Origin of the sequence: Leptolinea tardivitalis, from assembly GCF_001050275.1 — a bacterium.
Lineage (GTDB): Bacteria > Chloroflexota > Anaerolineae > Anaerolineales > Anaerolineaceae > Leptolinea > Leptolinea tardivitalis.
In genome coordinates this window covers 132,274-156,749 of the sequence record NZ_BBYA01000008.1, presented here as the reverse complement: position 1 = coordinate 156,749, position 24,476 = coordinate 132,274, and the positions used below count along the sequence as shown (strand labels likewise).

Below are 24,476 nucleotides of genomic sequence, written 5' to 3'. Positions count from 1 at the left end.
TTCACTCCATTTTATTTCCCGGCAATTAACGCCATATTGCCCAACACCTTCCACGAATTTAAAAACACATCCGTCGGAGCTTCAAAGAATTTATCGTTGTTCAAATAACGGATATGGGTTTCGTTGTATCCAGTAACAATAACTACATGTTCATATGCAGCGACAATGACTTTCTGTCCATCTTTCGCCGTATATTCAAACGGTACACCTCCCACCACATTCCCAATGACCCATACAATCACTGGACGATCATTGGCAATTTGTTGTTTTAAGAAAGTCAGTGTGTAATTTTTGACTGCCGTCGCCGGCATCCCATACTCTTGCAATAATTGTGCCACTGGTGCGGCATGCACCCCATAGGCATAGGGCGGCGCCTGCCCCCATTTGCTGTTCACACTGCCTACAAATCCTACTTCTGGATTATCAGATAAGGGCAGCCGGTTCTGAAATTCAAATTCATTGATGTCAAAGCCAAAATATAACGCCCAATCGCGTGTGGCGGCTGCTTCACACCCCAGTTTGAAATATTGTTTGTGGCCTGAGATATTGGTGATGTAATGAGAGACTGGCAACCCGAATTCATCTGTAGGAATGGCAGTCTTGTTGTCAGCCATTTGTGTCTTTCCCGATTCCATGCCGAAGGGCATACCCGTTGGTGACGGTACTTCTGTCGCCACTAATGTTTCAATAACAGATGGCGATGGTGTTGGTGGAAAAACCGTTGCTGTATTCTTTAAAGAGGGTGTATCTGTTATTAGAATAGGAACTGTTGGAGATAGGACTAAATCAATACTCGCCGCCTTTACACTGTTTGAGGTACATCCAGCAGTTGCCAGAGCGGCGAGCAATAAGATATCAATGGATTTAAAACGGGTAATTTGCTTCAATGAAAACCAACAAAATTATTACTCAAGTTTTACCCGGGTATTTTATCATTACATAAATCTTCTCATCAAACCATTATTTTTTCTGGATAGTGTTCAATACAGCCGGGAGTAATCCTCCCTGCCGGTAATACTGCACTTCTAAAGGTGTATCCAGGCGGCAGGTTACTTTGAAGGTTAATGTTTCTCCGTTCTTTTTATGAGCACTTACCAGAATCGGGCAACCCGGTTCAAGTGTTGCGTCATCTACGTTGATATCCAGAGTCTCGGTGCCATCCAAACCCAATGAAGGAGCATTTTGTCCAGCCTGGAATTGCAGCGGAAGAATACCCATTCCAGCCAGATTTGACCGGTGAATACGCTCAAAGGATTCAGCAATAACTACACGAATGCCTAAAAGCATTGGTCCTTTGGCAGCCCAATCACGGCTTGAACCGGTGCCATATTCTTTTCCTGCCAGAACAGCCAGCGGGATACCCTTTTCCATATACTTACGAGAGGCTTCATAAATAGTGATGATTTCACCGTCTGGTTGGAATGCTGTAAATCCACCTTCTTTTCCACCTGCCATTAAATTTCGAAGCCGCAAATTGGCAAATGTTCCTCGAACCATTACCCGGTCATTTCCGCGACGCGAACCATAAGAATTGAAATCCGCCGGGGCAACATTGAGGCTGCGTAAATATTCTCCTGATGGAGAATCTTTGGAAATATTACCCGCCGGTGAGATGTGATCGGTTGTGACAGAATCACCAAAAACAGCCAGCATACGCATATTTTTTAGCGTTGCACCCTGCGCAGAAGTGGATGCCGTCTGCTTAAAGTACGGTGGTTCTTGGATATACGTAGAAGAACTGATCCACTCATAATTCGATCCAGATCGGACATCCAGCGCCTGCCAATCTGAATCTCCAGAAAATACGTCAGCATAGGCGGATGTAAACAAATCTGCAGTAATGGAGGCAGCCGCCAATTCATCAATCTCATAACGGGTAGGCCAGATGTCTCTCAAATAAACCGGGGTCCCATTTTTCCCCAATCCAACTGGTTCATTTTCAAAATCGATATCCACCCGGCCTGCCAGAGCAAATGCCACAACCAACGGAGGCGATGCCAGGAAATTTGCCAGAGTATGCGGTGAAACCCGGCCTTCGAAATTACGGTTGCCCGATAAGACGGCTGCCGCCACCAATTCACCCTGTTTGATGGCATTGACTGTTACATCTGGAAGCGGACCAGAATTTCCGATACAGGTTCCGCACCCAAACCCGGCAACCTGAAAACCAAGCTGATCCAGGTATTTTTGCAGGCCGGAAGTGCGTAAATAATCAGCCACCACGCGCGAACCCGGTGCGAGGCTGGTTTTTATTGTTGGCGAGATTGAAAGACCAGCTTCTACGGCTTTTTTAGCCACCAGACCAGCAGCCAGCATGACGGTGGGATTGGAAGTATTGGTGCAGGATGTAATGGCTGCCAACACAACAGAACCATGGTGAAGCGTTGCGGTTTTCCCATCCGGTAAATTTACGAGGCTCGTATTCGCCAATTTTTCCTCTGGAAGTTGGTATCCACGATCTGTTTTTGATCGTGTCAGGGAACCCAAAAATTCGGCCTTAACATTTTTCAGACTGATCCTGTCTTGCGGTCGTTTCGGTCCTGCAATGGAAGGTTCCACCTCCCCCAAATTAAATTCGATGATGGAGGAGTATTGAGGATCAAGACTCTGAGAAGTGCGCAGCATACCCTGAGCAGTAAAATAGGCTTCAATCAAATCCACCTGATCTTTTCCCCGGCCGGTAAGCCGCAGATAATCAAGAGTTACCCTGTCAACCGGGAAATAGGAAACGGTGGCGCCATTCTCGGGGGTCATATTTGAAATCATGGCGCGGTCTGCCAGTGAAAGTTCATCCAATCCGGGTCCAAAGTATTCGAGAAACTTATTCACCACACCGGTCTTGCGAAGTATCTGCGTCAGATGAAGAACCAGGTCGGTCGGCATCACACCCTCGCGCAGAGTACCGGTGAGGTGGACCCCAATAACATCTGGAGTTACAAGTTCGACAGGTTGATCAAGCATGGCTGCGATGGCTTCTATACCGCCCACTCCCCAACCCAGCACACCCAATCCATTGATCATCGGGGTATGTGAATCGGTACCCAGAATAGTATCAGGGTATACCAATGGAATGGTGTCGTTTGTTGTCTGGACAACCGGAGATAATTTCTCAAGGTTAACCTGATGGATGATCCCGCGGGATGGTGGAACAATTCGCAGATTGGTGAAAGCCTGCTGAGCCCATCGCAAGAAATGATAGCGTTCTTGGTTGCGTTGGAATTCAATTTCCACATTCTTTTTTATGGCATCTGATGAACCGGCAAAATCCATCTGAACGGAATGGTCAATAACCAGATCAACCGGTATGGCGGGATTAATTCGGGAAGGATCTCCACCGCGTCGCTGCATCTCCGTCCGCATGGCTGCCAGATCCACCATCACAGGCACACCGGTAAAATCCTGCAGCACCACACGAGCGGGGTAGAAAGCCAGTGGAGGGCGATCATCGGCTGAGGGTGCCCAACGGGCTAATCGTGAAACATCATCAATCGTGACAGAAAGTCCGTCGCATTTTCGCATGGCCATTTCAAGCAGAATGCGAATGCAAAATGGCAGTCGGGAAATATCCCTCTTAAATTCCACACCCGCCTGCTGGATGGAGTAGTATCGGTATGTTCGGTTACCAAATTGTGCTACCTGTTCTTCAAAACGATTGCTTTTCATTTTGTTTCCTTAATTCATAGCCTTGATCATAGCCTCTCCGAAACCATCTGTGGAAACCAGAGTGGCATCGGGAATAAGGCGGTGAATATCAAACGTGACTGTCCGCGCAGCCAGAGCACCTTCCAATCCGCGAATTACCAGATCGGCAGCTTCCTGCCAACCCAGATAACGCAGCATCATTTCACCTGAAAGTATCAAGGAAGATGGATTGGCCTTATTGGTATTGGCAAACAGCGGCGCTGTGCCATGGGTGGCTTCAAAGACAGCAGCACCAGTATCATCGTTCAAATTTGCACCCGGGGCAATACCCACACCGCCTACCTGCGCAGCCAGAGCATCAGACAGGTAGTCACCATTCAGGTTGGGTGTGGCAATTACATCAAATTCTTGCGGCCGGGTAAGAACAGCTTCAAACACAGCATCAGCAATCATATCGCGGACAAACATTTTGCCCGCCGAGAGGGCAGCCTGTTTGGCCTGATTGGCGGCATCTTCACCCTGATCAGTTTTAATTCGTTCCCACTGCATCTGCGTGAAAACCCTATCGCCGAAGGCTGCCTCGGCTGCTGCATATCCCCATTTACGAAACCCTCCCTCAGTAAACTTCATGATGTTGCCTTTATGCATCAGAGTTACTGACTTCCGTCTATTCTGAAGCGCCCATCGAATGGCTGAGATCACCAGCCGGCTGCTGCCTTCGTTGGAGATGGGTTTTATCCCGAATGAAGTAGTGTTCGGAAAACGTACTTTGGCAAATTGCGAAGGGAAATTCTCCCTCAAAAGGTCTGAAAATCGGGAATTATCATCAGAACCAAGCTCGAATTCAATTCCGGCATATACATCTTCTGTATTTTCCCGGAAAATCACCATATCCACATATTCTGGGTGGATCACGGGTGCAGGCAATCCTTTAAACCAACGGACCGGCCGTTGGCACACATAGAGATCGAGTTCCTTACGAAGGGCGACATTTAAGGATCTGGCTCCACCTCCCACCGGAGTCCCCATGGGGCCTTTCATACCCACCAGATAGGTTCGAAACGCCTGCAGGGTTTCATCTGGCAATCCGGTACCCAACAGTTTGACAGCTTTTTCACCGGCCAGAACTTCCTTCCAACGAATGGCACGTTTTCCATGATACGCTTTTTCAACAGCATGGTTAAGGACAGATTTGGCAGCCCGCCAGATATCGGCGCCAATACCATCTCCTTCGATATAAGGAATGGTCGGTTGGTCAGGCACAATCAACCGGTTATCTTGCCTCATAATAATCTGGTCATTTTCTGATTTGTAATCGTTAACCATAAGTCCTCTTTTCTATTACAGGCAATAAAGATTACCCAAAGATCACCCTTGACGGTCACTTAAAAGCACATCTATAATATTATCAGATAACGGGACGCTGTCCCATTAAATGAGACAATTATGGAAAACGACACCTCCCCCATTTTAGCTCGAGCAGTGGATATATTGGATTGTTTTAACCAAGACAGACCGGAAATCGGTGTTCGTGAAGCCGCAAGACTGGTTAATCTCTCCAGCAGCGCTACCGGCCGTTTAATGGCTTCACTGCGTAATCTGGGCATATTGAGCCAGAATCCGGAAAGTAAAGCCTACAGTCTGGGACCCCGCGTACTTACCTGGGCGGGAGTATACACAGCCACGTTGGATTTACGAAAACGGGCCCTGCCGTTTTTGGAGGAATTGTATGTTTCTACAAACGAAACAATTAGTCTCTACATTCTGCAGGGGAATGACCGTATCTGCGTTGAGCGTTTAGAAAGTGCACAGACAGTTCGTATCGTCGCCCGAATCGGCAGAAGACTTCCCTTATATGCCGGTTCTGCGGGGAAAGTTTTACTGGCGTTTCTTCCGGAAGACCGCCTGAGGGAAATTCTTCCCACTCTAAAAATGGAACCGTTGACTCCAAATACCATCATCGACCGAACGAAATTACAAAATGAACTGGTTGAAATCCGCAAACGCGGTGTTTCTGTCAGTCATGGTGAATGGATTTCAGATGCCAGCGGAATCGCGGCTCCGATTTTTGATCAATTCAATGAACCGGTGGGTGCCATCAGCATATCAGGGCCAACCCAGCGTTTCACTCCACGGGTAATCGAACTATTTACCCCGCCCTTAATCCATGCCGCTGTTGAAATCTCCCGTGATATGGGATACCGCGGCCCCTTTCCACCCAAGTTCATGGAGTAAAAGATGATCCTGCACGATCGCATTGCTGAAATATTGCCCGCCTGGCGGGACCGCGTCAACCATCTGGTTACGGAACATCGTGATTTCAAGGTATGCGATGTCACGGTAAGTCAGATTTACCAGGGAATTCGCGGCGTTCAAATTCAGGTAACCGATATCTCTTATGTAGATCCATACGAAGGACTTCGATTGCGGGGATATACCATTCCGGAAGTTCTTGAAAAATTACCCCGCCTGCCGGGATGTGAGTTTCCTATGGCCGGTGGTCTTTATTACCTGCTCATGACGGATTCTCTTCCATCTTATGAAGAAGCACTCGAAGTGGAAGATGAATGGAAAAAATACGCCGTTATTCCACAGTATGTCATTGATATGATTCATACCATGCCAAGGAATACCCATCCGATGACCCTTTTTTCACAGGGGATCATGGCGCTTGGTGTTGATTCCATTTTCTCCCGGCAATATTTGAACGGATTGGCGAAATCGGATTATTGGATCCCCACATTGGATGATTCCATAAGGCTCACAGCTAAACTGCCTGCCCTGGCTGCTGTCATCTATAACTGGAAATATCGTGATGGATCTGTCATCGCCCCCAATCCTGACCTGGATTGGAGCGGCAACTTTGCTTATATGATCGAAAACCCGAACAACCATGAATATGAGGAATTATGCCGGTTGTTTTTCCTGTTGCACTCAGACCATGAAGGTGCCAATGTATCAGCTCACACGGCTCATCTGGTGAATTCAGCTCTATCAGATGTTTATCTGGCGTCATCGGCTGCCATGAACGGTCTGGCTGGCCCCCTTCACGGACTAGCCAACCAGGAATGCCTGCGCTGGTTGTTGAAGGTTTATAACAGTTTTGAGTCACTTCCGTCAAAAGAAGAAATGGCTGATTTTGCCCGAGCGGAACTTAAATCTGGTCGTGTTATCCCCGGTTACGGCCATGCGGTTCTTCGCACAACGGATCCCCGCTTCACAGCCCAGTATGAATTTGCCAAAAAATATTTACCGGATGACGAGTTATATCAGCTCGTCTGCCGGATCTATGAGGTATTGCCTGGTATTCTCAAGGAAACGGGAAAAGTCAAGAATCCCTACCCCAATGTTGATGCGATCAATGGCACACTGCAATACCATTATGGTGTTCGGGAATTTGATTTTTATACAGTACTTTTTGGAGTTTCGCGTATACTTGGGATCACGGCCCATGCCGTTTGGGCCCGTGCATTGAATAAACCCATCGAGCGGCCCAAATCATTAACCACTGCCATACTGGAAGAAAGGGTCGCCGGGAAACCCGATACTGTTGAAGTGGAAATGTAATCCCTTATGGAATCACATCGTGTCATCATTAAAGTAGGAACATCCACTCTGACAGCCGGTTCACACCGGTTGTCTATCCCTCACATCTTTGACATCACCCGTCAGATCATGCAATTGAAAGAGACCGGTGCACAGGTTGCATTGGTTACATCAGGTGCCATTGCGGCTGGCCGCGAAGCCATGAGTATGGCAGAAGCGCCCCGATTTACACCCGGCAAGCAAATGCTGGCGGCCATTGGTCAACCGCGTTTGATTGCTTATTATGATCAATTCTTTCGTATGTTCGGCCAGGTAAGCGCCCAGGTCTTGTTGACTCGCGAAGACCTGACTGATCGCAATCGCTATCTGAATGCACGCGGAACTTTTGAAGGGTTACTCGAAGGTGGTGTTGTTCCGATAATCAATGAAAACGATACGGTGGCCACAGAAGAAATTCGCTTCGGTGATAATGACAACTTGAGTGCTCTGGTAGCCAACCTGGTGGAAGCCGATCTTCTGCTTTTATTAACCGATCAGGCCGGACTTTTTACCGGAGATCCACGCAAAGATGAAAATGCAAGGTTGATCGAAAAGGTTGATCAGGCTGAAATTCCGCTGGAATACTGGGAAGCAGCCGGGGGTTCGCAATCAGGATTGGGTACAGGAGGTATGGTCACCAAATTGCGGGCGGCTGACCTTGCCCGCCGTGCTGGTGTAAAAGTAGTGATTGCCTCCGGTTCTGAACCGGATATTATTCTAAAAGCCGCTTCCGGGAAGCAGATCGGCACACAATTTCCGCCGTTGGTTTCCAAACTGGAAAGCCGAAAACGATTCTTGTTGGCAGGCAAACGCGGCGGTGGTATTCTATCCATAGATGAAGGCGCCACTCTGGCCTTGCGAAAAGGCGGCAGTTTGCTGCCGGTGGGGATTCGCGAGGTAACGGGAGAATTTTCCCGCGGCGCCACCGTTCGAATTTTGGATGTCTCCGGTTCCGAAGTTGCCGTAGGTATGACCAGCTATGACTCGTCTGATCTGAAAAAAATCATCGGATGCCGGTCGGATGAAATTGAAAGCATCCTCGGGTTTACGGAAGGGGATGAAGCTGTTCACCATAACAACATGCTCTTGCTAAAACCTGCTCTCAAACGGCAGAAAGGTTCTTAAGATGGTCACCACATCTCCTCTTGCACTTGCCCGCTCTGCCCGCTCAGCTTTTCACTCATTGGCGTATTCCAGTACCAGTGCTCGTGAAGCCGCGCTTATGGCTATTGCCGGTGAAATAGAGAATAACAAAGAGAGTATTCTTGCCGCCAATCAGCAGGATGTTGATGAGGGAAAAAAGTCTGGATTATCACCAGCCTTTATTGACAGGTTGATGTTGAATGAAGAACGCCTTGGATGGATTACAACAGACCTGCGCCGGGTGGCCACCCTTCCTGACCCTGTCGGCGAAGTGTTTGATCAACAGCTCATGCCCAATGGATTGAAAGTGCGTAAACAACGTGTTCCACTTGGCGTGCTGGCCGTAATCTATGAAGCCCGCCCCAATGTTACCGTGGATGCTGCCGGATTGGCCTTGAAATCTGGAAATGCCGTTATCCTCCGCGGTAGCAGTGAAACCCTTAATTCCAATCGAGCTCTGGTCGATGCGATTCATCGAGGATTGGCGTCAACAGGCCTGCCGGAAGGATCCGTCCAGTTTGTTGACAGTCCCAGCCGCGAATTAGTTTTTGAACTTCTCAAACTTCATAATGACATTGACATGGTGATCCCTCGCGGAGGATCTGCTTTGCATAAATACTGCCGTGAGAACAGCCTGATTCCGGTGATCACCGGTGGCATAGGAATCTGTCATGAATATGTGGATGCCAGTGCCAACCTTGAAAAAGCGCTACCGGTCATACGGAATGCCAAAATCCAACGGCCCAGCGTCTGTAATGCCCTCGATACACTTCTGGTACATTCAGACGTCGCAGGGAGATTCATTCCACTGGTTGTGGAAACATTGTCAAAGGATGGGGTGACTTTCAGGGTGGACGAAAAGGCAGCGGCCTGCCTTCCTGATCCACTACCAGCAGGAGTCGAATTGGCCGGTGTTAATGATTTTGATACAGAATGGTTGTCTCTGGTTCTGGGTATTAAAGTTGTTGATACACTGGATGAAGCCATCGAACATATCAGCCTTCACTCCACAGCCCATTCGGATGGGATTCTGACGGAAACAGAAACGAATGCCCGTGAATTTGTTGCCCGGGTAGACTCCGCAGCCGTCTATGTGAACGCCAGTACACGATTTACGGATGGCTCTCAATTAGGGTTGGGTGCCGAAGTGGCCATCTCCACCCAACGGCTTCATGCCCGCGGTCCTATGGCGTTACGTGAATTGACCACCTATAAGTGGGTTATTGAAGGGGAGTATCACGCCAGGTTGTAGGTTATATTTTCCGCAGTTGCAGGATTAATATCAACTTCAACTGTTGGTTCGAGTCAAAAATATACTGGATTTGTTTGATCACTGACAAGGTCGATTTAATTTCGACGTATTGCCCGCATGTCAATCACCTGGGATTTTCTCAACGGTAAAACGCCGTGAGTTGGACGCCATCCAGAAATCCTGCCCTTAAAAGTGCAAGCAGCCGGGTGAGGGGGGCACCCGACCGCTTGCAATCCAATATTACCAAATTTCGGGTTTTATGCAATAGTAATCAACAAATCTGACTTTACAGAATTGTTTGTCAGATTAACGAATGCAGTTCACTCATCAAATCTTTGTTCTTTTGGTACAGGTCAAGATATATCTGGTAGTACTTTGAGTACAAATCATGTTTCATTGGATCCGGTTTAACCAGGCGGTCGTATTTTATCCATGATGTGATTTGATTGTATGAAGAATGCACACCCACAGCCATGCCTGCAAGGAATGCATCGCCAAAGGAAGCACCAAATGTGACTGCCGGAACTCGCTGTGGGATTCCACTGATGTCGCTGACCACCTGGAGCCATAACGGATTCTTTGTTCCACCGCCTACGGCAATCACATCATCAGGTTTGACACTAATTTCATCCATAACATCAAAATGCTGCCTTACTCCGTATCCCATACCTTCCAGCACAGCCTTAAATAGATGGCCGCGTTGATGGGCAAGCGTCAATCCAAAGAACATTCCCCTTGCCAGCGGATCATTGATCGGTGTCCTTTCTCCAGAGAAATACGGTAACACCACAAGCCCTTCTGAACCGGCGGAAATGTTTTCAGCTTCATGGATAAGGGCAGTATACGCATTTTCGCCGCCAGATTTTTCTGCCGCTACAAGGTCAGGTGAGAGTTTATCCCTAAACCAACGTGTCAACGATCCGCTGGTAGCCGTACCGGCGGCAAACGCGGATGTACCAGGGAACAGGTAGCGGGCTGCCCATAAACGGCTGTCTACTTTTGGTGTGGATGTTACAAGATACATAAAAATGGTCGAACCGTACATCAACATCATCTGTCCCGGTTTGACGACACCTACACTGACAGCTTCAGCCGAAGCATCAGCCGTTCCAAAATTGACTGGCGTTCCTTCCGCCAGGCCTGTAATTCGGGCAGCTTCGGCCGTTACGGTTCCAGCTTTTTCACAGGCCCAGCCAATTTCTGGCAGGCGTTCAGGTTCAACGATGCCCTCACAGAATTCATTACTCCAGGTACCTTTGTAAAAATCATAGAGTGGCGTAAAGAAGGAAGCGGTCAAATGGTCAATGACCATCTTCCCGGTCAATCGGGAGATGATAAAAGACGAGGCTGTCGTAAATTTTGCCGCTTTATGATAAATCTCTGGTTCATTCTTTTTTAACCACAGAATTTTCGGTCCAACCGCCTGTGAAGAGAGTTCATTCCCGGTTTTTGCAAACAAATTTTCCTTACCAAACCGAGCATTCAATTCGTCAATCTCGCGATAGGCCCGCGTATCCACGCCGTAAAGTACACCCATTCGCAGAGGATTTCCCTGCTGGTCTACAGGCAGCATGCAGGGTGCAATGGCACTTACCCCAATTCCTGCGATGTCTTTTGAAGATATCTGACTTTTCGCTAATAATGTTTTTGTTAATAAAACAAAATCACCCCACCAGGTTTTTTCAGGGTCATGTTCAGCCCAGCCCTGCCGGGGAATAAGCAGGTCGTGTGGTTGAAATGCACTGGTAATAAGATTCCCTTCACTGTCAACCAGAACACCTTTCGATTCATATGTTCCAATATCAATACCCAAGAGGTATGTTTTTTCCATTATTCCTCCATGATGAAAAATTCAGGAATAAAAACAGGAGCGAGGCAGAACCTCGCCCCTGTTTTTGAGGCAATTCATCCGAACCTGCAAATATTTAACCAATATGTTTGGTTTTTACTTTCATCTTTCGTTGTGCACTTAAGTAATTGATTACCATAATGGCAATAAGCAGGAAACCCCAGGAGAATATCTTGAAGAAATTTGCACCCCGATATTCAGCCAGCAGCATGTTCAAACCGGTTGAAAGGAATTGTAGAGAGAATAGACCAAGCAACATTCCAGAAATCTTTCCAAAACCGCCGGCAACATCGACTCCGCCCAGAACCGCAATCAAGATGGCCATCAATACATAGGAACCACCATAATCAGCATTGGCAGAATTGGTACGAGCCAGAATAACAATCCCCGCGATGGAAGAGAGCAAACCGCTCAAAGCATACACGCGTAACAGTACATTGCGATTATCCACACCAGAGAATTTGGAAGCCACCGGGTTTGTCCCAATCAAATACAAACGCATACCCAGGGTAGTCCGATTCAGCAGGATGGAAATAAAAATCGCCATTACGATAAAAATAATAAAGGGAATCGGAATTTTGAAAAAATCACCATTTCCGAGGAACTGGAACTCTGGAATACCAAAAATACCCGTACCTTTTGTGATCCCGATCGTGAGGCCAGAGAACAAAGTCATAGTACCCAGTGTAGCCAGGATGGGTGAAATTCCAATTCGTGTAATCAGAAAACCGTTAAAAGCACCACAAATTAAACCAACCAGCAATGCAGCCACAATGGCTAATATAATCGCCAATGTGATTGTTTCCGGAGTAGATCCAGCCGGGGCCATATTGGTCAAAATAAGACCGGCGGTAATACCAGCCAGATTGGCAATGGCGTTCACTGAAAGATCAATGCCGCCGGTGATCATGGTCAGCATGATACCCAATGCCAGAATTCCAATTTCAGAGCACTGGAAGGCCATGGACTGAAAATTCTGAAGAGTAGGGAAAACTTCCGGCCGGGCAATACTCATACTGATAAGAATTACCAGCATGATGACAAACAACCGGGTAATATTCTCATCACTCCGCAACAGGCTCAAAATATTCTTTGAGAAATCCGTCTTGGTTGGATAATTATCGTTGGGTGAAACTGAAGATGGTTGAGTCATGTGAAATATAACTCCGACTTAAGATTGTTCGGCCAGGTCTACATTGAGCTGCTTTTTTGCCGTGAGGGAACGATAAGCGGGAATACCGGTACCAATGATAAGGATGATACCGATAACCACTTTCTGCCAGGCCGAAGGGATACCGATGAGAATAAGACTATTCTTCATGATAGTAACCAGCAGAACTCCTAATAGAGTTCCGATAACAGTACCACGGCCGCCAGTAATAGCCGTACCGCCCAGCACGACAGCCGCAATGACATCCATTTCGGTGCCAACGAGAGCAAATGGATTGGCTTCACGGGCATAAGCACCAAAGGTCATTCCACCGATACCGGCCAGGAAACCGACAAAGGCATAAATAAAAACCGTGATTCCTTTCGTGTCGAAGCCAGTGCGTTCAGCTGCTTCACGAGACCCACCGAGGGCGTAAATACCGCGGCCAATCATGGTGCGTTTCAGAATGAACCAGACGACAATGACCAATGCGAAGAAAATCAACACACCAGGATGCAGGCTTGTCTTTGCCGGACCGCCGCCCACATCAGTCACAAACCACTGTGCCTTGGCAAATTTATCCATTCCATCTGGAATGTTGCGAATGTATTGACTGTCAATAAAGAACAGCATGAAACCTTGAATCAGGCTCTGGGTACCCAGAGTTGCAATCATGGTTGGCAATTTGAAAGATGAGATCAACCAGGCATTTATTAGACCTAACAGAGTTCCGATTGCAGCAGCAATGATATACATCAATACGACAGAACCGGAATATTGCCAGGCTAACATTAACTTGGTTGTGACGTAAAGTGAAAAAATGGCGATAGCTGTGAAGGATAGATCAATACCACCTGAAATAATGACAATCATTGTTCCAAGGGCAAAAATTCCCACCACTGTTCCACTGCGCAGTGTGTCAAATACAGTAGCCAGGGAGAAAAATGTCGGATTGATCATCCCAATTATGAGCGAAAGCCCGATTGTCGTCAGGGCAACTATGAATTCTGTTTTCTTAAAAAGGCGCTTTATCATAACGAATTGGTCCTAATTCGGGATTTGGGGCCTTTTTCAGGCTTCCACCAACTTCAAGTTAATTTCTTTTTCGGTAATATTCTTGCGATCGAACTCTTCCACAATGCGACCTTTACGCATGAGAAGAATCCGGTTGCAGGTGGCCATTAACTCGGGAATGTCATCAGACATGACCAATAATCCCATTCCTTCAGTGGCTAGTTTGCGCATAATGGCATGTAATTCAGATTTGGATCCCACATCTACACCAACTGTTGGTCCATTGAGGATTAAGATTTGAGGATTAACAGCCAGCCATTTGGCTAATACCACACGCTGCTGATTTCCACCTGAAAGGCTCTGTACGGGAAGATTGGCATTGGGTGTTTTGATGGATAGACTGCCAACCCAGCGTTTGATTTCTGAATTTACCCTACGCTCATCAATTAATCTGGTTTTCGTCAGCAGTTCATCCAGTTTACGAATTATTAAATTTCTCCCAATGGATTGTGGAAGGAATAATCCTTCAGTCAACCGATCTTCAGGAACATAGCCAATCCCGTTCGCTACGGCATCTTGAATTGAATTTATCTTTATCTGTTTTCCGTTGATTGAAATCGATCCGCTTTCGGCCGGTTCAACACCAAAAAGTGAGGTGGCCAGTTCAGTTCTTCCCGAACCTAAAAGACCTGTAATTCCAAGGATTTCACCGGGATGTAATTCAAATGAAACATTATAGAAACGTCCAGGTGAAGTCAGGTTGTCAACTTTTAACAGGCATTCAGGACAATCCGTCTTAGGTTTGTATTCATATGATGTTTCGACGATCTCTTTGCCAGTCATATAATAGACAAGCTTGGCCCGGTCAATTTCGCTAGCAGGAGCATCTACAATCTTCTTTCCATTCCGAAGAATCAATGTCCTGTCGGAAATTTCCTGGACTTCATTCAATTTATGGGAAACAAAGAGGATGGACATCCCCTTTGCCTGTAGGCTCTTGATTACTTTGAAAAGCGACTTTACTTCACGCTGTGTTAATGCCGTGGTCGGTTCATCCATAATAATGAGCTGAGAATTTTGAAGAAGAGCTCTGGAAATTGCGATCAATTGTTTATCCGCCACAGACATCTGTTCAACCAGAGCATCCAAATCAAGGTGGATGTCAATTTTCTCCAAGGCTTCCTTGGCAATCGTCCGGACTTCTTTCCAGTCCACCAGTTTCTTGTTCTTCTCTAACTCAGTGTTAAGAGCGATATTCTCGGCAACAGTTAAGTTGGGGAAAAGCGAGAAATCCTGGTAGATAATTTGAATACCTTCCCGGATTGAATCAATGGGATGCAATCTCTTATATGGTTTCCCTTTGATTATTATTTCACCTTCATCTGGTTCATAAACTCCGGCAATTAGTTTGATCAGTGTCGATTTGCCAGAACCATTTTCACCAACCAGACAATGAATTTCGCCCGCATTAATGGTCAAACTTACATCTTCCAGTGCCTTTACACCAGCGAACGATTTGCTGATATGGTTTACTTTAAGGAATTCTTCAGCCATTATTCATCTCGTTTTATAAAATGGGATGTTTCACGAAAAATCTTACAAACTGGAGCGGCTAACATAATTTTTGTTGCCGTTAGCCGCTCCTGTTATTTTATATCAATTCAGCTGGAAAGATTCCAGATTAGAATGCGTAATCTTTCTGATTGTCTTTGGTGATGTCAATCCAGGCTGAACCGTAGAAGACTTTACCCTTGAGGGTCAATTTTTCATAACCCTTCAGGCCCAGGTCCATACCATCTTTGGGGGTTTCACCGTTCTTGATCATCAGGGCTAATTTGTTCATAGCCTGACCAGCAATCGCGGGATCCCAGCAGGAAGCCATCTGTACAGCGTTGGTATCGAGCAGTTTTCCAACCATGGACTGGAGGGAAGTACCAACAACAGCAATCTTGCCATTCAGGCCAGCTTCTTCAACAGCCTGACCGAAACCAACGATATCGTTGGCGGAGGAACCCTGCATACCCTTCAGATCGGGGTATTTCTTCAGGATTTCTTTGGCTTTTTCATAGGCTTTCTGTGAATCGTCATAAGATTCGTTTTTGTCGCCAACCAGTTTCATTTCAGGGAATTTGGCTTTCTGTTCAGCGATACCAGCATCAACCCATTCATTGTGGGTCTTGGAGGTCAAAGAACCAACGAAGACAACATATTCACCTTTGCCACCGGTCAGTTCACCGATTTTGTCCATCAGGTGAACACCATAAGCGGCATTATCAAAGGCTTCGATGTCATAGTTGACGTTCTGCTGATTGGAGGCTTCGTGAGAGATCACGATAATTCCGGCATCCATAGCTTTCTTCAGGACGGGTTCGAGGGATTCGGGCTGGAAAGGAACGACGCTAATGGCATCGACTTTCTGGGCAATATTGTTCTCAATAACCTGTACCTGGAGGGCGGCATCAGCTTTTTCAGGACCCTGCTGGAAGGCCTGGACACCCGTATCTTTGGCGAACTGTTTGACACCTTCTTCCATGCGGTTGAACCAGCCCACACCGGAGAGTTTGACAACGGTGACGAATTTCAGTTTGGTCGGGTCAACTTTGGCAGCGGGGGCAGCAGCTTCAGCTTTGGTGGGTTCAGCAGCAGCCGGGGCAGCAGCTTCAGCTTTGGTGGGTTCAGCAGCAGCCGGGGCAGCAGCTTCGGCTTTGGTGGGTTCAGCAGCAGCCGGTTTTTCTTCGGCAGCAGCCGGTGCAGGAGTTGCAGCGGGAGCGCAAGCTGCAAGCATTGCAACGAGTGCCATCACAGAAACCATTGTAAATATAAACTTCTTCATTCCTTCACCTCTTAAATTTTTTTTGGATGAGATGCGGTACTAACTACATTACGGATACAAGTCTTACCTACACACATCACCTCCTCACTATCGCAGATACAAATAAACATCCTCTCCTGACAAATACATCTGCAGGAAAAAGTAAAAGAAGGAATTTTTAAAACATATGTAAGATCATCAACAATAATGTGAGTTTTTGTTCACTTGATGAAATCTAATTACCAACTTGATTAAAATTCTACAACATCAACCTATTGATTGTCAATGCCTGAAAGGGGTGAATTTGATGTTAATATTATGTTTCGAACATTTCATATATGACATTTGACCATTTTGTAACAGATAAATATCCATTTGTTCACATTATAACCGTCTCTATGCATATTCCGTGTTAGAAATTCATCGTATAATCTAAATTGGTTTAATCGTTTTCGCGTTATTCGAACATCCCATTTTACTTTCTGAGAGGTTTCCATGAAAAAAATTCTGAATAAACCTGCTGATTTCGTTCCTGAAATGCTGGATGGTCTGTGCAAGGCTTATCCCAACCAGCTAACCTATGCAGAAGATATTCATTGCATCGTTCGCGCTGATTCACCGGTAAAAAACAAAGTGGCCCTCGCCACTGGCGGTGGTTCCGGTCACCTGCCGGTATTTCTCGGTTACGTCGGAAAAGGTATGTTAGATGGCTGTGCCGTTGGTGATGTTTTCCAGTCTCCCTCTGCCGAACAGATGCTTTCTGTCACCAAACGGATTCATGGCGGCAAAGGTGTCGTTTACATTTATGGGAACTACGGTGGCGATGTCATGAATTTTGATATGGCGGCTGAAATGGCCGATATGGAAGATATCAAAGTTAAGACCGTTCTGGTAAAGGATGATGTTGCATCCGCTCCTCCTGCAGAGGCCGGCCGCCGCCGTGGTGTGGCAGGCATGGTCTTCGCCTTTAAAGTAGCTGGAGCCAAAGCTGATCTGGGTGGATCCCTGGATGAGGTGGTAGCCGTTACAGAAAAAGCCCTGGCTAATACCCGCACAATGGGAGTGGCTCTCTCCCCCTGCACAGTCCCCATGGCCGGAAAACCCACCTTTACCATTGGTGAAGATGAAATGGAAATCGGTATGGGAATTCATGGCGAACCAGGTATGAAACGTGAAAAACTTCAGACGGCTGACCAGATCGCTGAACGTATGACCACTGCCATTCTCGACGACCTCAAACCCTCCGCTGGTGATGAATTAGCCGTGATGGTAAACGGTTTGGGTGCCACTCCCCCGGAAGAACTTTATGTGATTTACCGGAAAGTCAATCAGATCTTGACAGATAAGAAACTGCGTGTTCACCGCGCTTATGTGGGTGAATTCGCCACCTCCATGGAAATGGCCGGTGCTTCTCTGACCTTCATGAAACTTGATGCCGAACTGAAAACTCTCGTTGATTACCCGGCGAATACTCCCTTCTTTAAACAGGTATAACCATGTCCGAAACATTCAATAGCCAATCCTTGATTGGTGCCATTCAACGGGCTTCTCAGGCGCTTATTGATAACTCTGAATTTCTGACCTCCCTTGATCAGGCAATGGGAGACGGAGACCTGGGGATTACAATGGGCAAAGTTGGTGAAGCTCTTCTTGTTTATACAAAAAATGCACAGCCTACCGACCTCGGCAAATTTCTTATGAGTGCCGGCATGGAAGCCAACAAAGCTGCTCCCTCCACCATGGGTACCCTGCTGGCAACTGCCCTGATGCGCGCCGGCAAAGAAATTGCCGGAAAAACCGAATTCTCTTCCGCTGATGCGGCAGCCATGCTCCATGCAGCTTTTACAGGAATTCAGGAACGCGGAAAAGCCAATCTTGGCGATAAGACTGTTCTCGATGCCATTCATCCGGCTGATGAAGCCCTTTCAGCCGGTATTGCTTCAGGCTTAAGCTTAAGAGAAGCCGGACTGAAAGCCCTGCAGGCTGCGAAAAATGGTCGTGATTCTGTCACATCTCTGCAAAACAAAGTCGGACGCGCCAGCTGGCTGGGTGAACGCACCAAAGGATTACCAGATCCTGGCTGCAATGCCTTTGTTGTTGTCTTCGAAGCAATTGTCGGCAAATGACAAGGAGATTTTATGAGTACATTAAGTGATCTTCAGGCTAAGAACCCTCAGATTAAGATCTATTCGGTAACAGATCCAGAATTTAAGGCATTTGGTCGGGTTCTATCCAATGTAAAAGCGGATGCAGCCGTAGCCCATGCCCGCAAGGTATGGAAAGTGGATGACAGTATTGGAGCTGCCGTTTCTGTTCCTGAATTTGAAGCCGACAAAGATCTGGATAAAACCATTAGCCAGCGGATTTTCGGACAGATGCCCGTTGAGGTTGGCTGGGTGTACGGCCGTAATTCCATGTTGAATGCATTGGAATATCACCAGGGAAGTGAAGTCCATATTCCTCTCGAAGATACCGTCTTCCTTCTATACAAGTTTGAAGATATTGACTGGACATCTGAAGGCATGATTGACACGACAAAAGTCAAGGCCTTCTTCTGCCCCAAAGGTACTATCACTGAATTAGCCGGCTGGGCACTCCATTATGTACCTGTTCATGTGCACCAACACCTTGGTTTCTGCGATATCTTCGTTCTTCCCAAAGGAACCGGCACAGCTCTGACTTCTCCCAAATCGGATACAGTCGATGGCAAACTCCTGGTGGCCAAGAATCAATGGATTATTGCCCACCCTGATCTTAAAGACAGCGGCAATGTAATCGGAATGAAAGGTCCGAATATCAAGATCAATCCTCTTGATTGATGCTCTGACAATATCTGTATGGCTCAAAAGTCCTTCCCAGTTTATAAATCGGGAAGGACTTTTTTCTATCTCTTATTCTTATCGTATAGGGTATATGCCAAAATCGTGCGCCGTTTTTATCATGGTCATAAAATTGGCCGGGGGAATATCAGCCTGTACATTGTGAGAAGTAGATAACAGGTATCCACCTTCTGGAGCGAACGCCTTAATCCGTTTACGGGTTTCTTCGATGACATCTTCTTCCGTCCCAAAGGGAAGGACTTCCTGAATATCCACACCACCATGAAAACAAAGCTGGCGGCCAAATTCACGCTTCAACTCAAATGAGTCCATTTCAGCCGCCAGTGGTTGCACTGGATCAAGGATTTGAATCCCGGCATCGATCAGGGCAGGCAGAAACCGTCTCACGCTCCCACAGGAATGCAACATAATCTTACAATCTGGATTGACCTTTTTCAGATATCCTCTAGCGGCATCTATACGTTTTTTCAAGCAGGGAAGCAGCAAGGAACGAAACATCTTCATGGAATACAACGGTCCTTTTTGCCCGCCGTAGTCTTCACCACTTACCTTAAAAATTTGAAGATACCTGCCCGCCGCTTCCAATCCAATACGGTCAAGGCTTATTTGGACTTCAGTAATCTTTTCCAGAATACGTGCCGCCAGGTCTGGTTCGCTGGCGGCTGTGATCATCCATTTCTCGAAGCCCATTAAATAGACGGCCGTCTCTATGATCGGGCCGCCAAACCGGCCGACCAGGGCAAAGTCAGTCTCGTTAAATAATTTGCAGGCATTCTCGGCAGTATCTTCAAACCGGCCTGGCACATCCACTTCAGGCCACGGGTATCGCTCTAGTTTTTCTTCGTCTACGTTAGCCAGTGGATTAATCACAGCTTCATAATACATACCTCCGGCTGGTTGGCTAACCGGGCGATAAACCACGCCCCAGGCATCTTCCACCAGACCATCCGAATGCATCGGCGGCTTTTTTCCCCTGCCGCTGGCTAATTTTACAGAGATAAGATCGGCTCCTATGGCTTGTAGGACTTTCGGATGAGGGATTACTTCCATTGCCATATTGGGTTGAATGGTTTCATCAATTTGGATCTCCAGATAGTCCTTCAGGTTTTGATAGAATGCCTGCAAGGGTGTAAAGTCAATGGGTACCCTGTCTGGTTCATGATGATTTATCGCCGCAATAACTCGCTCTCGAGACGTCCAAGCCATAATCAGTACCTCCCGATACGATAAAACAATAAGTCTTATTATTGTAGTATTAAAAACAAAAACCTCATTCGTTTCAGTCTGAGGTTTTTGCCATCGGGGAAATGGTTAGAAGATCAAAGCAATCAAGCCGATGGGCAGAAGGATAAGCAATAGTACAGTCAACAACAGGCCGCCTACGCAACCCAGAACGCCCACAACCAGGCCGAATGCAGCTCCGATGATACCCACAACAAGCCCGATAATGCCCCCGATCAGGTCTAAAACAAATTTGATCAATCCCATTTTTCACTCCTTGAAATCGTTACATTTCTAAATACGCAGAATGACGGTTTTCGTTTCATCCATGCAGAAAATGGGACAGACAATTTTCTTTTATACGCTTTGTAACGTACTATAATGCATTAATTTAACGTCCATTGAATGCCAGAGGAGATCCGTCACAATGGAGTTTCGTAAATACAACCCTCCACCAGAAGCAATCGAAATTCTAAATGCCGCACCCGGAGTAATTGCTGCCAGTACCATTCCGCAGCTAATCGATCTCTCCTGCGGCGGGCCGGGAAGCAGTTACTTTGAAGTAGCATATGAGGTAAAAGGCAAAGGCTGGGTAACTGAAGCAACAGTCAGTCGCGTTCGAAATGGTGTTGCGGCCAATTACCTTGAACCGTATATGCGCCGTCGAGATCCGGAATGTATGGTTATTGGCGATCAAAATCCCACAGACAAACCGACATTTAAATCTCGATTTGGTACTGAATTTAATATCCTTCGCCAGGAAACGTTCAACTGGTTAAAAACCCAGCAATTGCTGATTTTTGGTTTTGTTGCCGGTCAAAAAGGTATGGGAATGGACGCGCTGGTCATCGCTCCATCCAATGCTGGTTTTTTTGCCCTGGGTCTGGCAATGCTTCAGGGAATGATTCCATACGAAGAGATTCCCGATGATTTCACTCCCCATATGGTGATCTATGTGGCACCGCCCTTCCGTCACACCCATTTTTCAGGTGAGCAGGTTGTAGTACATAATCGTCTTGAAGGAATGCATGAACTTTATTCTTACAACCTTTACCCGGGTCCAAGCGCAAAAAAAGGTGTCTATGGTGTTTTGATCAGTCTGGGTGAAAAAGAAGGCTGGGTAACCACACATTGTTCGACTGCACAATTAATCACTCCGTATGACAATGTGGTCACCATCATGCATGAAGGCGCCAGCGGCGGCGGCAAGAGTGAAATGCTCGAACAGGTACACCGTGAAATGGACGGACGAATTCTCCTTGGAGAAAACATCGTAACCAAAGAAACCCGTCATCTCGAAATTCCTCGCACCTGCCAGATTCGCCCTGTAACAGATGATATGGCACTGTGCCATCCTTCCATTCAATCAAACAACCACAAGCTTACAGTTGTTGACGCAGAAAAAGCCTGGTTTATGCGGGTTAATCACATTGAACATTACGGCACAGATGTACAAACAGAACGTTTGACGGCAGAGCCTTCAGAACCACTTCTCTTTTTAAATATTGATGCCGTCCCCAACAGCCGGGCCTTAATCTGGGAGCATGTGATGGATGCTCCGGGTAAACGGTGCTCTAACCCCCGGGTGGTTATTCCGCGCCGAATCATCCCTGGTATTGTCAATGAACCAGTGAGTGTAGATATTCGCAGCATGGGAGTCCGAACGCCGCCCTGCACTCGCGAGAATCCAACATACGGAATCATCGGTTTATTCCATATTCTTCCGCCTTCTTTGGCCTGGCTGTGGCGTCTGGTTGCCCCGCGTGGGCATGATAACCCCAGCATTGTCGAGACAGAGGGAATGAGCAGTGAGGGTGTCGGGTCGTATTGGCCATTTGCCACCGGCCGCCGGGTGGATCAGGCCAATCTTCTTTTCAATCAATTTAAAGAAAATACCGCGACATCTTATGTGTTGATTCCCAACCAGTACATCGGTGCCTGGAAGGTAGGTTTCATGCCGCAATGGATTGCCCGCGAATACCTGGCCCGCCGCGGTAATGCCAAGTTCCGCCCTGAACAAATTCGCAAAGCACGCTGCCCGTTGCTTGGTTACACCATGCATCAGTTGCTGATCGAAGGGCGTAGTGTAGCCCGATGGATGCTGCAGGTAGATACCCAACCGGAAGTCGGCGAAGAAGCCTATGATATTGGCGCTAATATTCTCACCAACTTCTTCAAGGAATGCCTGCAAGATTACCTGCATCCCGAACTCGATCCCTTGGGACGGCAGATCATTGAGTGCTGTCTGCAAGACGGCACTATCGAGGATTACGAATCTTTTATCTAGTCACTTCTCGCGATCAATAACCCTGATACACCGATTGTAGAAAGCGGTGGATGACCTTCTCCATGGCATCCGCCGCTAATTTTTTAACGAAAGATACCGGTCGGTCCGCGTAATAATCCGTATTGAACCAGCCTTTTCCCAACCAGTAAGCGTGATCCACCGGATTGGATTCAGAAAGACAGCGCGCATTGATACGCCAAACACGGAAGCCAATCAGATCGGTCAGACTGGGTGCTGGATGTTTTTGTGATTTTACAGCGTGATAGAAGATGTCTGCCGCCTTCCGCAGGTCAGCTTCCTGTTTAGACTGTCTTTTTGGCAAAAGGGCATCATGGTGTGCAATACCCAGACCTGTCACATACGTAAAGCCCCAGTTTTTTGTGTTCAATTTGATATAGTTCAGGGTTTCTTTGAATTGTCCCCCGCCGCTGACCAGCGCCATGGCATATTTCCCGAAAAAACGCGGGCGATGCCATAGATAAGATAAATGATCGATAATACGTTTCAACTGTGCAGAGATCTGCATGGAATAAACCGGTGACGTGAAGATCACACCATCGGCTTCCATCATTTTCTGTTGAAATAAAGATGTGTCATCTTTCAGCGGGCATTTTTCTTCGCCCTTCAAAATGCAGGCATGGCATCCCAGGCAGTCTTTTATGGTTAAATCACGCAGCCAGAGGTATTCCACATTCACATCAGGATATGTTTTCAATTGATCTTCCAGCCGGTTGGCACCCCAGTAACTCTCCCCTTTATGCGGACTTCCCATCACAATCAATATTTTCACAAGAATACCTCTATAACAAATTTGAGAATGAGCCTATTTTTACCATATGTAGAAAAAATCGTAATGAAAATGCCTGGCCAGGATTTCTCCCAAACTGTAATAGGGTAGAATCTATTTACTATTTGTCCTTTTTCCGATTGGTATAGCAAAATAGAGGTGAGATGATGGATCAATTAATCGCAAAAATCTATCAGGGTGTTCTTGACGGGAATAAGAAATCAGTGATTGCCTGTGTGGAGGAAGCTCTCCAATCTGGACTGGATGTAGAAGTTATTCTTAATGATGGATTGATCGCCCCGATGACGGAGGTCGGACGATTATTTGAAGAAGGCGAATATTTTGTTCCTGAAATGCTCGTATCAGCCCGTGCCATGCAGGCTGGACTGGAAGTATTAAAACCGGCCATGAAAGAATCTAATGTGAAATCAGCCGGTACTGTAGTTGCTGGTACGGTAAAAGGTGACATGCACGACATTGGGAAAAATCTGGTCTGTATGATGTTGGAAGGAGCCGGTTATACCATCCGTGACCTGGGGACAGATGTAGCTCCTGAACAGTTCGTGGCAGAAGTCAGCAAAGGTGACGTTGATATTGTAGCCTTATCTGCCCTGTTGACCACAACCATGCCAAATATGAAGACGACTATTGACGCCCTTAAACAGGCCGGAGTTCGTGACAGGGTGAAAATCATCGTTGGTGGTGCACCCTTAACGGATACATTCGCCAGCGAAATCGGGGCTGATGGATTTGCCTCTGATGCCAGCCGGGCTGTCCGCCTGGCCAGGTCATTTGCCTCCTGACAGAAAAATCGTTATCAAGAGACAGGTTGAATAAATTTTGCCCTTTTTATTTTTCAAAAATAACAATTTATCATTGAAAAACATGGCTTTA

21 protein-coding genes are annotated in these 24,476 nt (G+C 46.8%); 10 read left to right on the top strand and 11 right to left on the bottom strand.

Annotated features, from left to right (window positions below):
- Positions 1 to 11: 11 nt before the first annotated feature.
- Positions 12 to 614, bottom strand: a complete 603-nt coding sequence (locus tag LTAR_RS04790; protein WP_158423388.1) for a C39 family peptidase — start codon at positions 612 to 614, stop codon at positions 12 to 14.
- Here LTAR_RS04790 and LTAR_RS17130 point away from each other — a divergent pair.
- Positions 601 to 999 carry a hypothetical protein gene (locus tag LTAR_RS17130; protein ID WP_158423387.1) on the top strand — a complete coding sequence of 133 codons (399 nt, stop codon included), beginning with the start codon at positions 601 to 603 and terminating at the stop codon, positions 997 to 999. The two genes, LTAR_RS04790 and LTAR_RS17130, sit on opposite strands and share 14 nt — an antisense overlap.
- On the opposite strand, the gene acnA is transcribed toward LTAR_RS17130, so the two are convergent.
- Both acnA and icd read right to left on the bottom strand, forming a co-directional pair.
- The gene (acnA, locus tag LTAR_RS04785) at positions 961 to 3,663 is read right to left on the bottom strand and encodes an aconitate hydratase AcnA (RefSeq protein WP_062421027.1); all 2,703 of its coding nucleotides are present in this window, start codon (positions 3,661 to 3,663) and stop codon (positions 961 to 963) included. The two genes, LTAR_RS17130 and acnA, sit on opposite strands and share 39 nt — an antisense overlap.
- A gap of 9 nt (positions 3,664 to 3,672) precedes the next feature.
- Positions 3,673 to 4,968: an NADP-dependent isocitrate dehydrogenase gene (gene icd / locus LTAR_RS04780; RefSeq protein WP_062421026.1), complete on the bottom strand. Its 1,296-nt coding sequence runs from the start codon at positions 4,966 to 4,968 to the stop codon at positions 3,673 to 3,675.
- Positions 4,969 to 5,088: 120 nt separating this feature from the next.
- Here icd and LTAR_RS04775 point away from each other — a divergent pair, with 120 nt between their 5' ends.
- From LTAR_RS04775 to LTAR_RS04760, 4 genes are read left to right on the top strand one after another with little or no spacing between them, the layout of a single operon-like run.
- Complete coding sequence (locus tag LTAR_RS04775; RefSeq protein ID WP_062421025.1) at positions 5,089 to 5,877, top strand: IclR family transcriptional regulator; 789 nt, start codon at positions 5,089 to 5,091, stop codon at positions 5,875 to 5,877.
- 3 nt (positions 5,878 to 5,880) lie between these two features.
- Entirely contained in the window at positions 5,881 to 7,209 is a 1,329-nt protein-coding gene (locus tag LTAR_RS04770; RefSeq protein WP_062421024.1) for a citrate (Si)-synthase, read from the top strand.
- Positions 7,210 to 7,215: 6 nt separating this feature from the next.
- Positions 7,216 to 8,352 (top strand): glutamate 5-kinase, encoded by a 1,137-nt coding sequence (gene proB / locus LTAR_RS04765; protein ID WP_062421023.1) that lies wholly within the window; start codon positions 7,216 to 7,218, stop codon positions 8,350 to 8,352.
- Position 8,353: 1 nt separating this feature from the next.
- Entirely contained in the window at positions 8,354 to 9,622 is a 1,269-nt protein-coding gene (locus LTAR_RS04760; RefSeq protein WP_062421022.1) for a glutamate-5-semialdehyde dehydrogenase, read from the top strand.
- A 301-nt stretch (positions 9,623 to 9,923) separates the two neighbouring features.
- Here LTAR_RS04760 and LTAR_RS04755 read toward each other — a convergent pair whose 3' ends face one another.
- From LTAR_RS04755 to LTAR_RS04735, 5 genes are all read right to left on the bottom strand, one after another.
- Positions 9,924 to 11,453, bottom strand: a complete 1,530-nt coding sequence (locus LTAR_RS04755; RefSeq protein ID WP_062421021.1) for an FGGY-family carbohydrate kinase — start codon at positions 11,451 to 11,453, stop codon at positions 9,924 to 9,926.
- A 94-nt stretch (positions 11,454 to 11,547) separates the two neighbouring features.
- A complete protein-coding gene (locus LTAR_RS04750) occupies positions 11,548 to 12,624 on the bottom strand; it encodes an ABC transporter permease (RefSeq protein WP_062421020.1) in 1,077 nt (358 codons plus the stop codon).
- Between the two features lie 18 nt (positions 12,625 to 12,642).
- On the bottom strand, positions 12,643 to 13,656 hold the full coding sequence (locus LTAR_RS04745; protein ID WP_201775940.1) for an ABC transporter permease: 1,014 nt from the start codon (positions 13,654 to 13,656) through the stop codon (positions 12,643 to 12,645).
- 36 nt (positions 13,657 to 13,692) lie between these two features.
- A complete protein-coding gene (locus LTAR_RS04740; protein WP_062421019.1) occupies positions 13,693 to 15,189 on the bottom strand; it encodes a sugar ABC transporter ATP-binding protein in 1,497 nt (498 codons plus the stop codon).
- Between the two features lie 127 nt (positions 15,190 to 15,316).
- Positions 15,317 to 16,468, bottom strand: a complete 1,152-nt coding sequence (locus tag LTAR_RS04735) for an autoinducer 2 ABC transporter substrate-binding protein (protein WP_062421018.1) — start codon at positions 16,466 to 16,468, stop codon at positions 15,317 to 15,319.
- A gap of 474 nt (positions 16,469 to 16,942) precedes the next feature.
- Between LTAR_RS04735 and dhaK the strand changes: the two genes are divergently transcribed.
- Genes dhaK through LTAR_RS04720 form a run of 3 tightly spaced genes read left to right on the top strand, consistent with a single transcriptional unit; the run spans position 16,943 to position 19,266 of the window.
- Positions 16,943 to 17,941, top strand: a complete 999-nt coding sequence (dhaK, locus tag LTAR_RS04730) for a dihydroxyacetone kinase subunit DhaK (protein WP_062421017.1) — start codon at positions 16,943 to 16,945, stop codon at positions 17,939 to 17,941.
- 2 nt (positions 17,942 to 17,943) lie between these two features.
- A complete protein-coding gene (locus tag LTAR_RS04725; RefSeq protein WP_062421016.1) occupies positions 17,944 to 18,573 on the top strand; it encodes a DAK2 domain-containing protein in 630 nt (209 codons plus the stop codon).
- A 12-nt stretch (positions 18,574 to 18,585) separates the two neighbouring features.
- The gene (locus tag LTAR_RS04720; protein WP_062421015.1) at positions 18,586 to 19,266 is read left to right on the top strand and encodes a DUF4867 family protein; all 681 of its coding nucleotides are present in this window, start codon (positions 18,586 to 18,588) and stop codon (positions 19,264 to 19,266) included.
- 78 nt (positions 19,267 to 19,344) lie between these two features.
- Here the strand turns inward: LTAR_RS04720 and LTAR_RS04715 are convergent, their stop codons facing one another.
- Together LTAR_RS04715 and LTAR_RS17125 are read right to left on the bottom strand one after the other, a co-directional pair.
- Positions 19,345 to 20,493: a uroporphyrinogen decarboxylase family protein gene (locus tag LTAR_RS04715; protein ID WP_062421014.1), complete on the bottom strand. Its 1,149-nt coding sequence runs from the start codon at positions 20,491 to 20,493 to the stop codon at positions 19,345 to 19,347.
- A 105-nt stretch (positions 20,494 to 20,598) separates the two neighbouring features.
- A complete protein-coding gene (locus LTAR_RS17125; protein ID WP_158423386.1) occupies positions 20,599 to 20,775 on the bottom strand; it encodes a hypothetical protein in 177 nt (58 codons plus the stop codon).
- 160 nt (positions 20,776 to 20,935) lie between these two features.
- Here LTAR_RS17125 and LTAR_RS04710 point away from each other — a divergent pair, with 160 nt between their 5' ends.
- Positions 20,936 to 22,795, top strand: coding sequence for a DUF4914 family protein (locus LTAR_RS04710; protein WP_062421013.1), 1,860 nt, complete (start codon positions 20,936 to 20,938; stop codon positions 22,793 to 22,795).
- A 13-nt stretch (positions 22,796 to 22,808) separates the two neighbouring features.
- Here the strand turns inward: LTAR_RS04710 and LTAR_RS04705 are convergent, their stop codons facing one another.
- A complete protein-coding gene (locus LTAR_RS04705) occupies positions 22,809 to 23,585 on the bottom strand; it encodes a flavodoxin family protein (protein ID WP_062421012.1) in 777 nt (258 codons plus the stop codon).
- A 161-nt stretch (positions 23,586 to 23,746) separates the two neighbouring features.
- On the opposite strand from LTAR_RS04705, the gene LTAR_RS04700 reads away from it, so the two are divergent.
- Positions 23,747 to 24,385 (top strand): cobalamin B12-binding domain-containing protein, encoded by a 639-nt coding sequence (locus LTAR_RS04700; RefSeq protein ID WP_139044412.1) that lies wholly within the window; start codon positions 23,747 to 23,749, stop codon positions 24,383 to 24,385.
- Positions 24,386 to 24,476 lie beyond the last annotated feature (91 nt).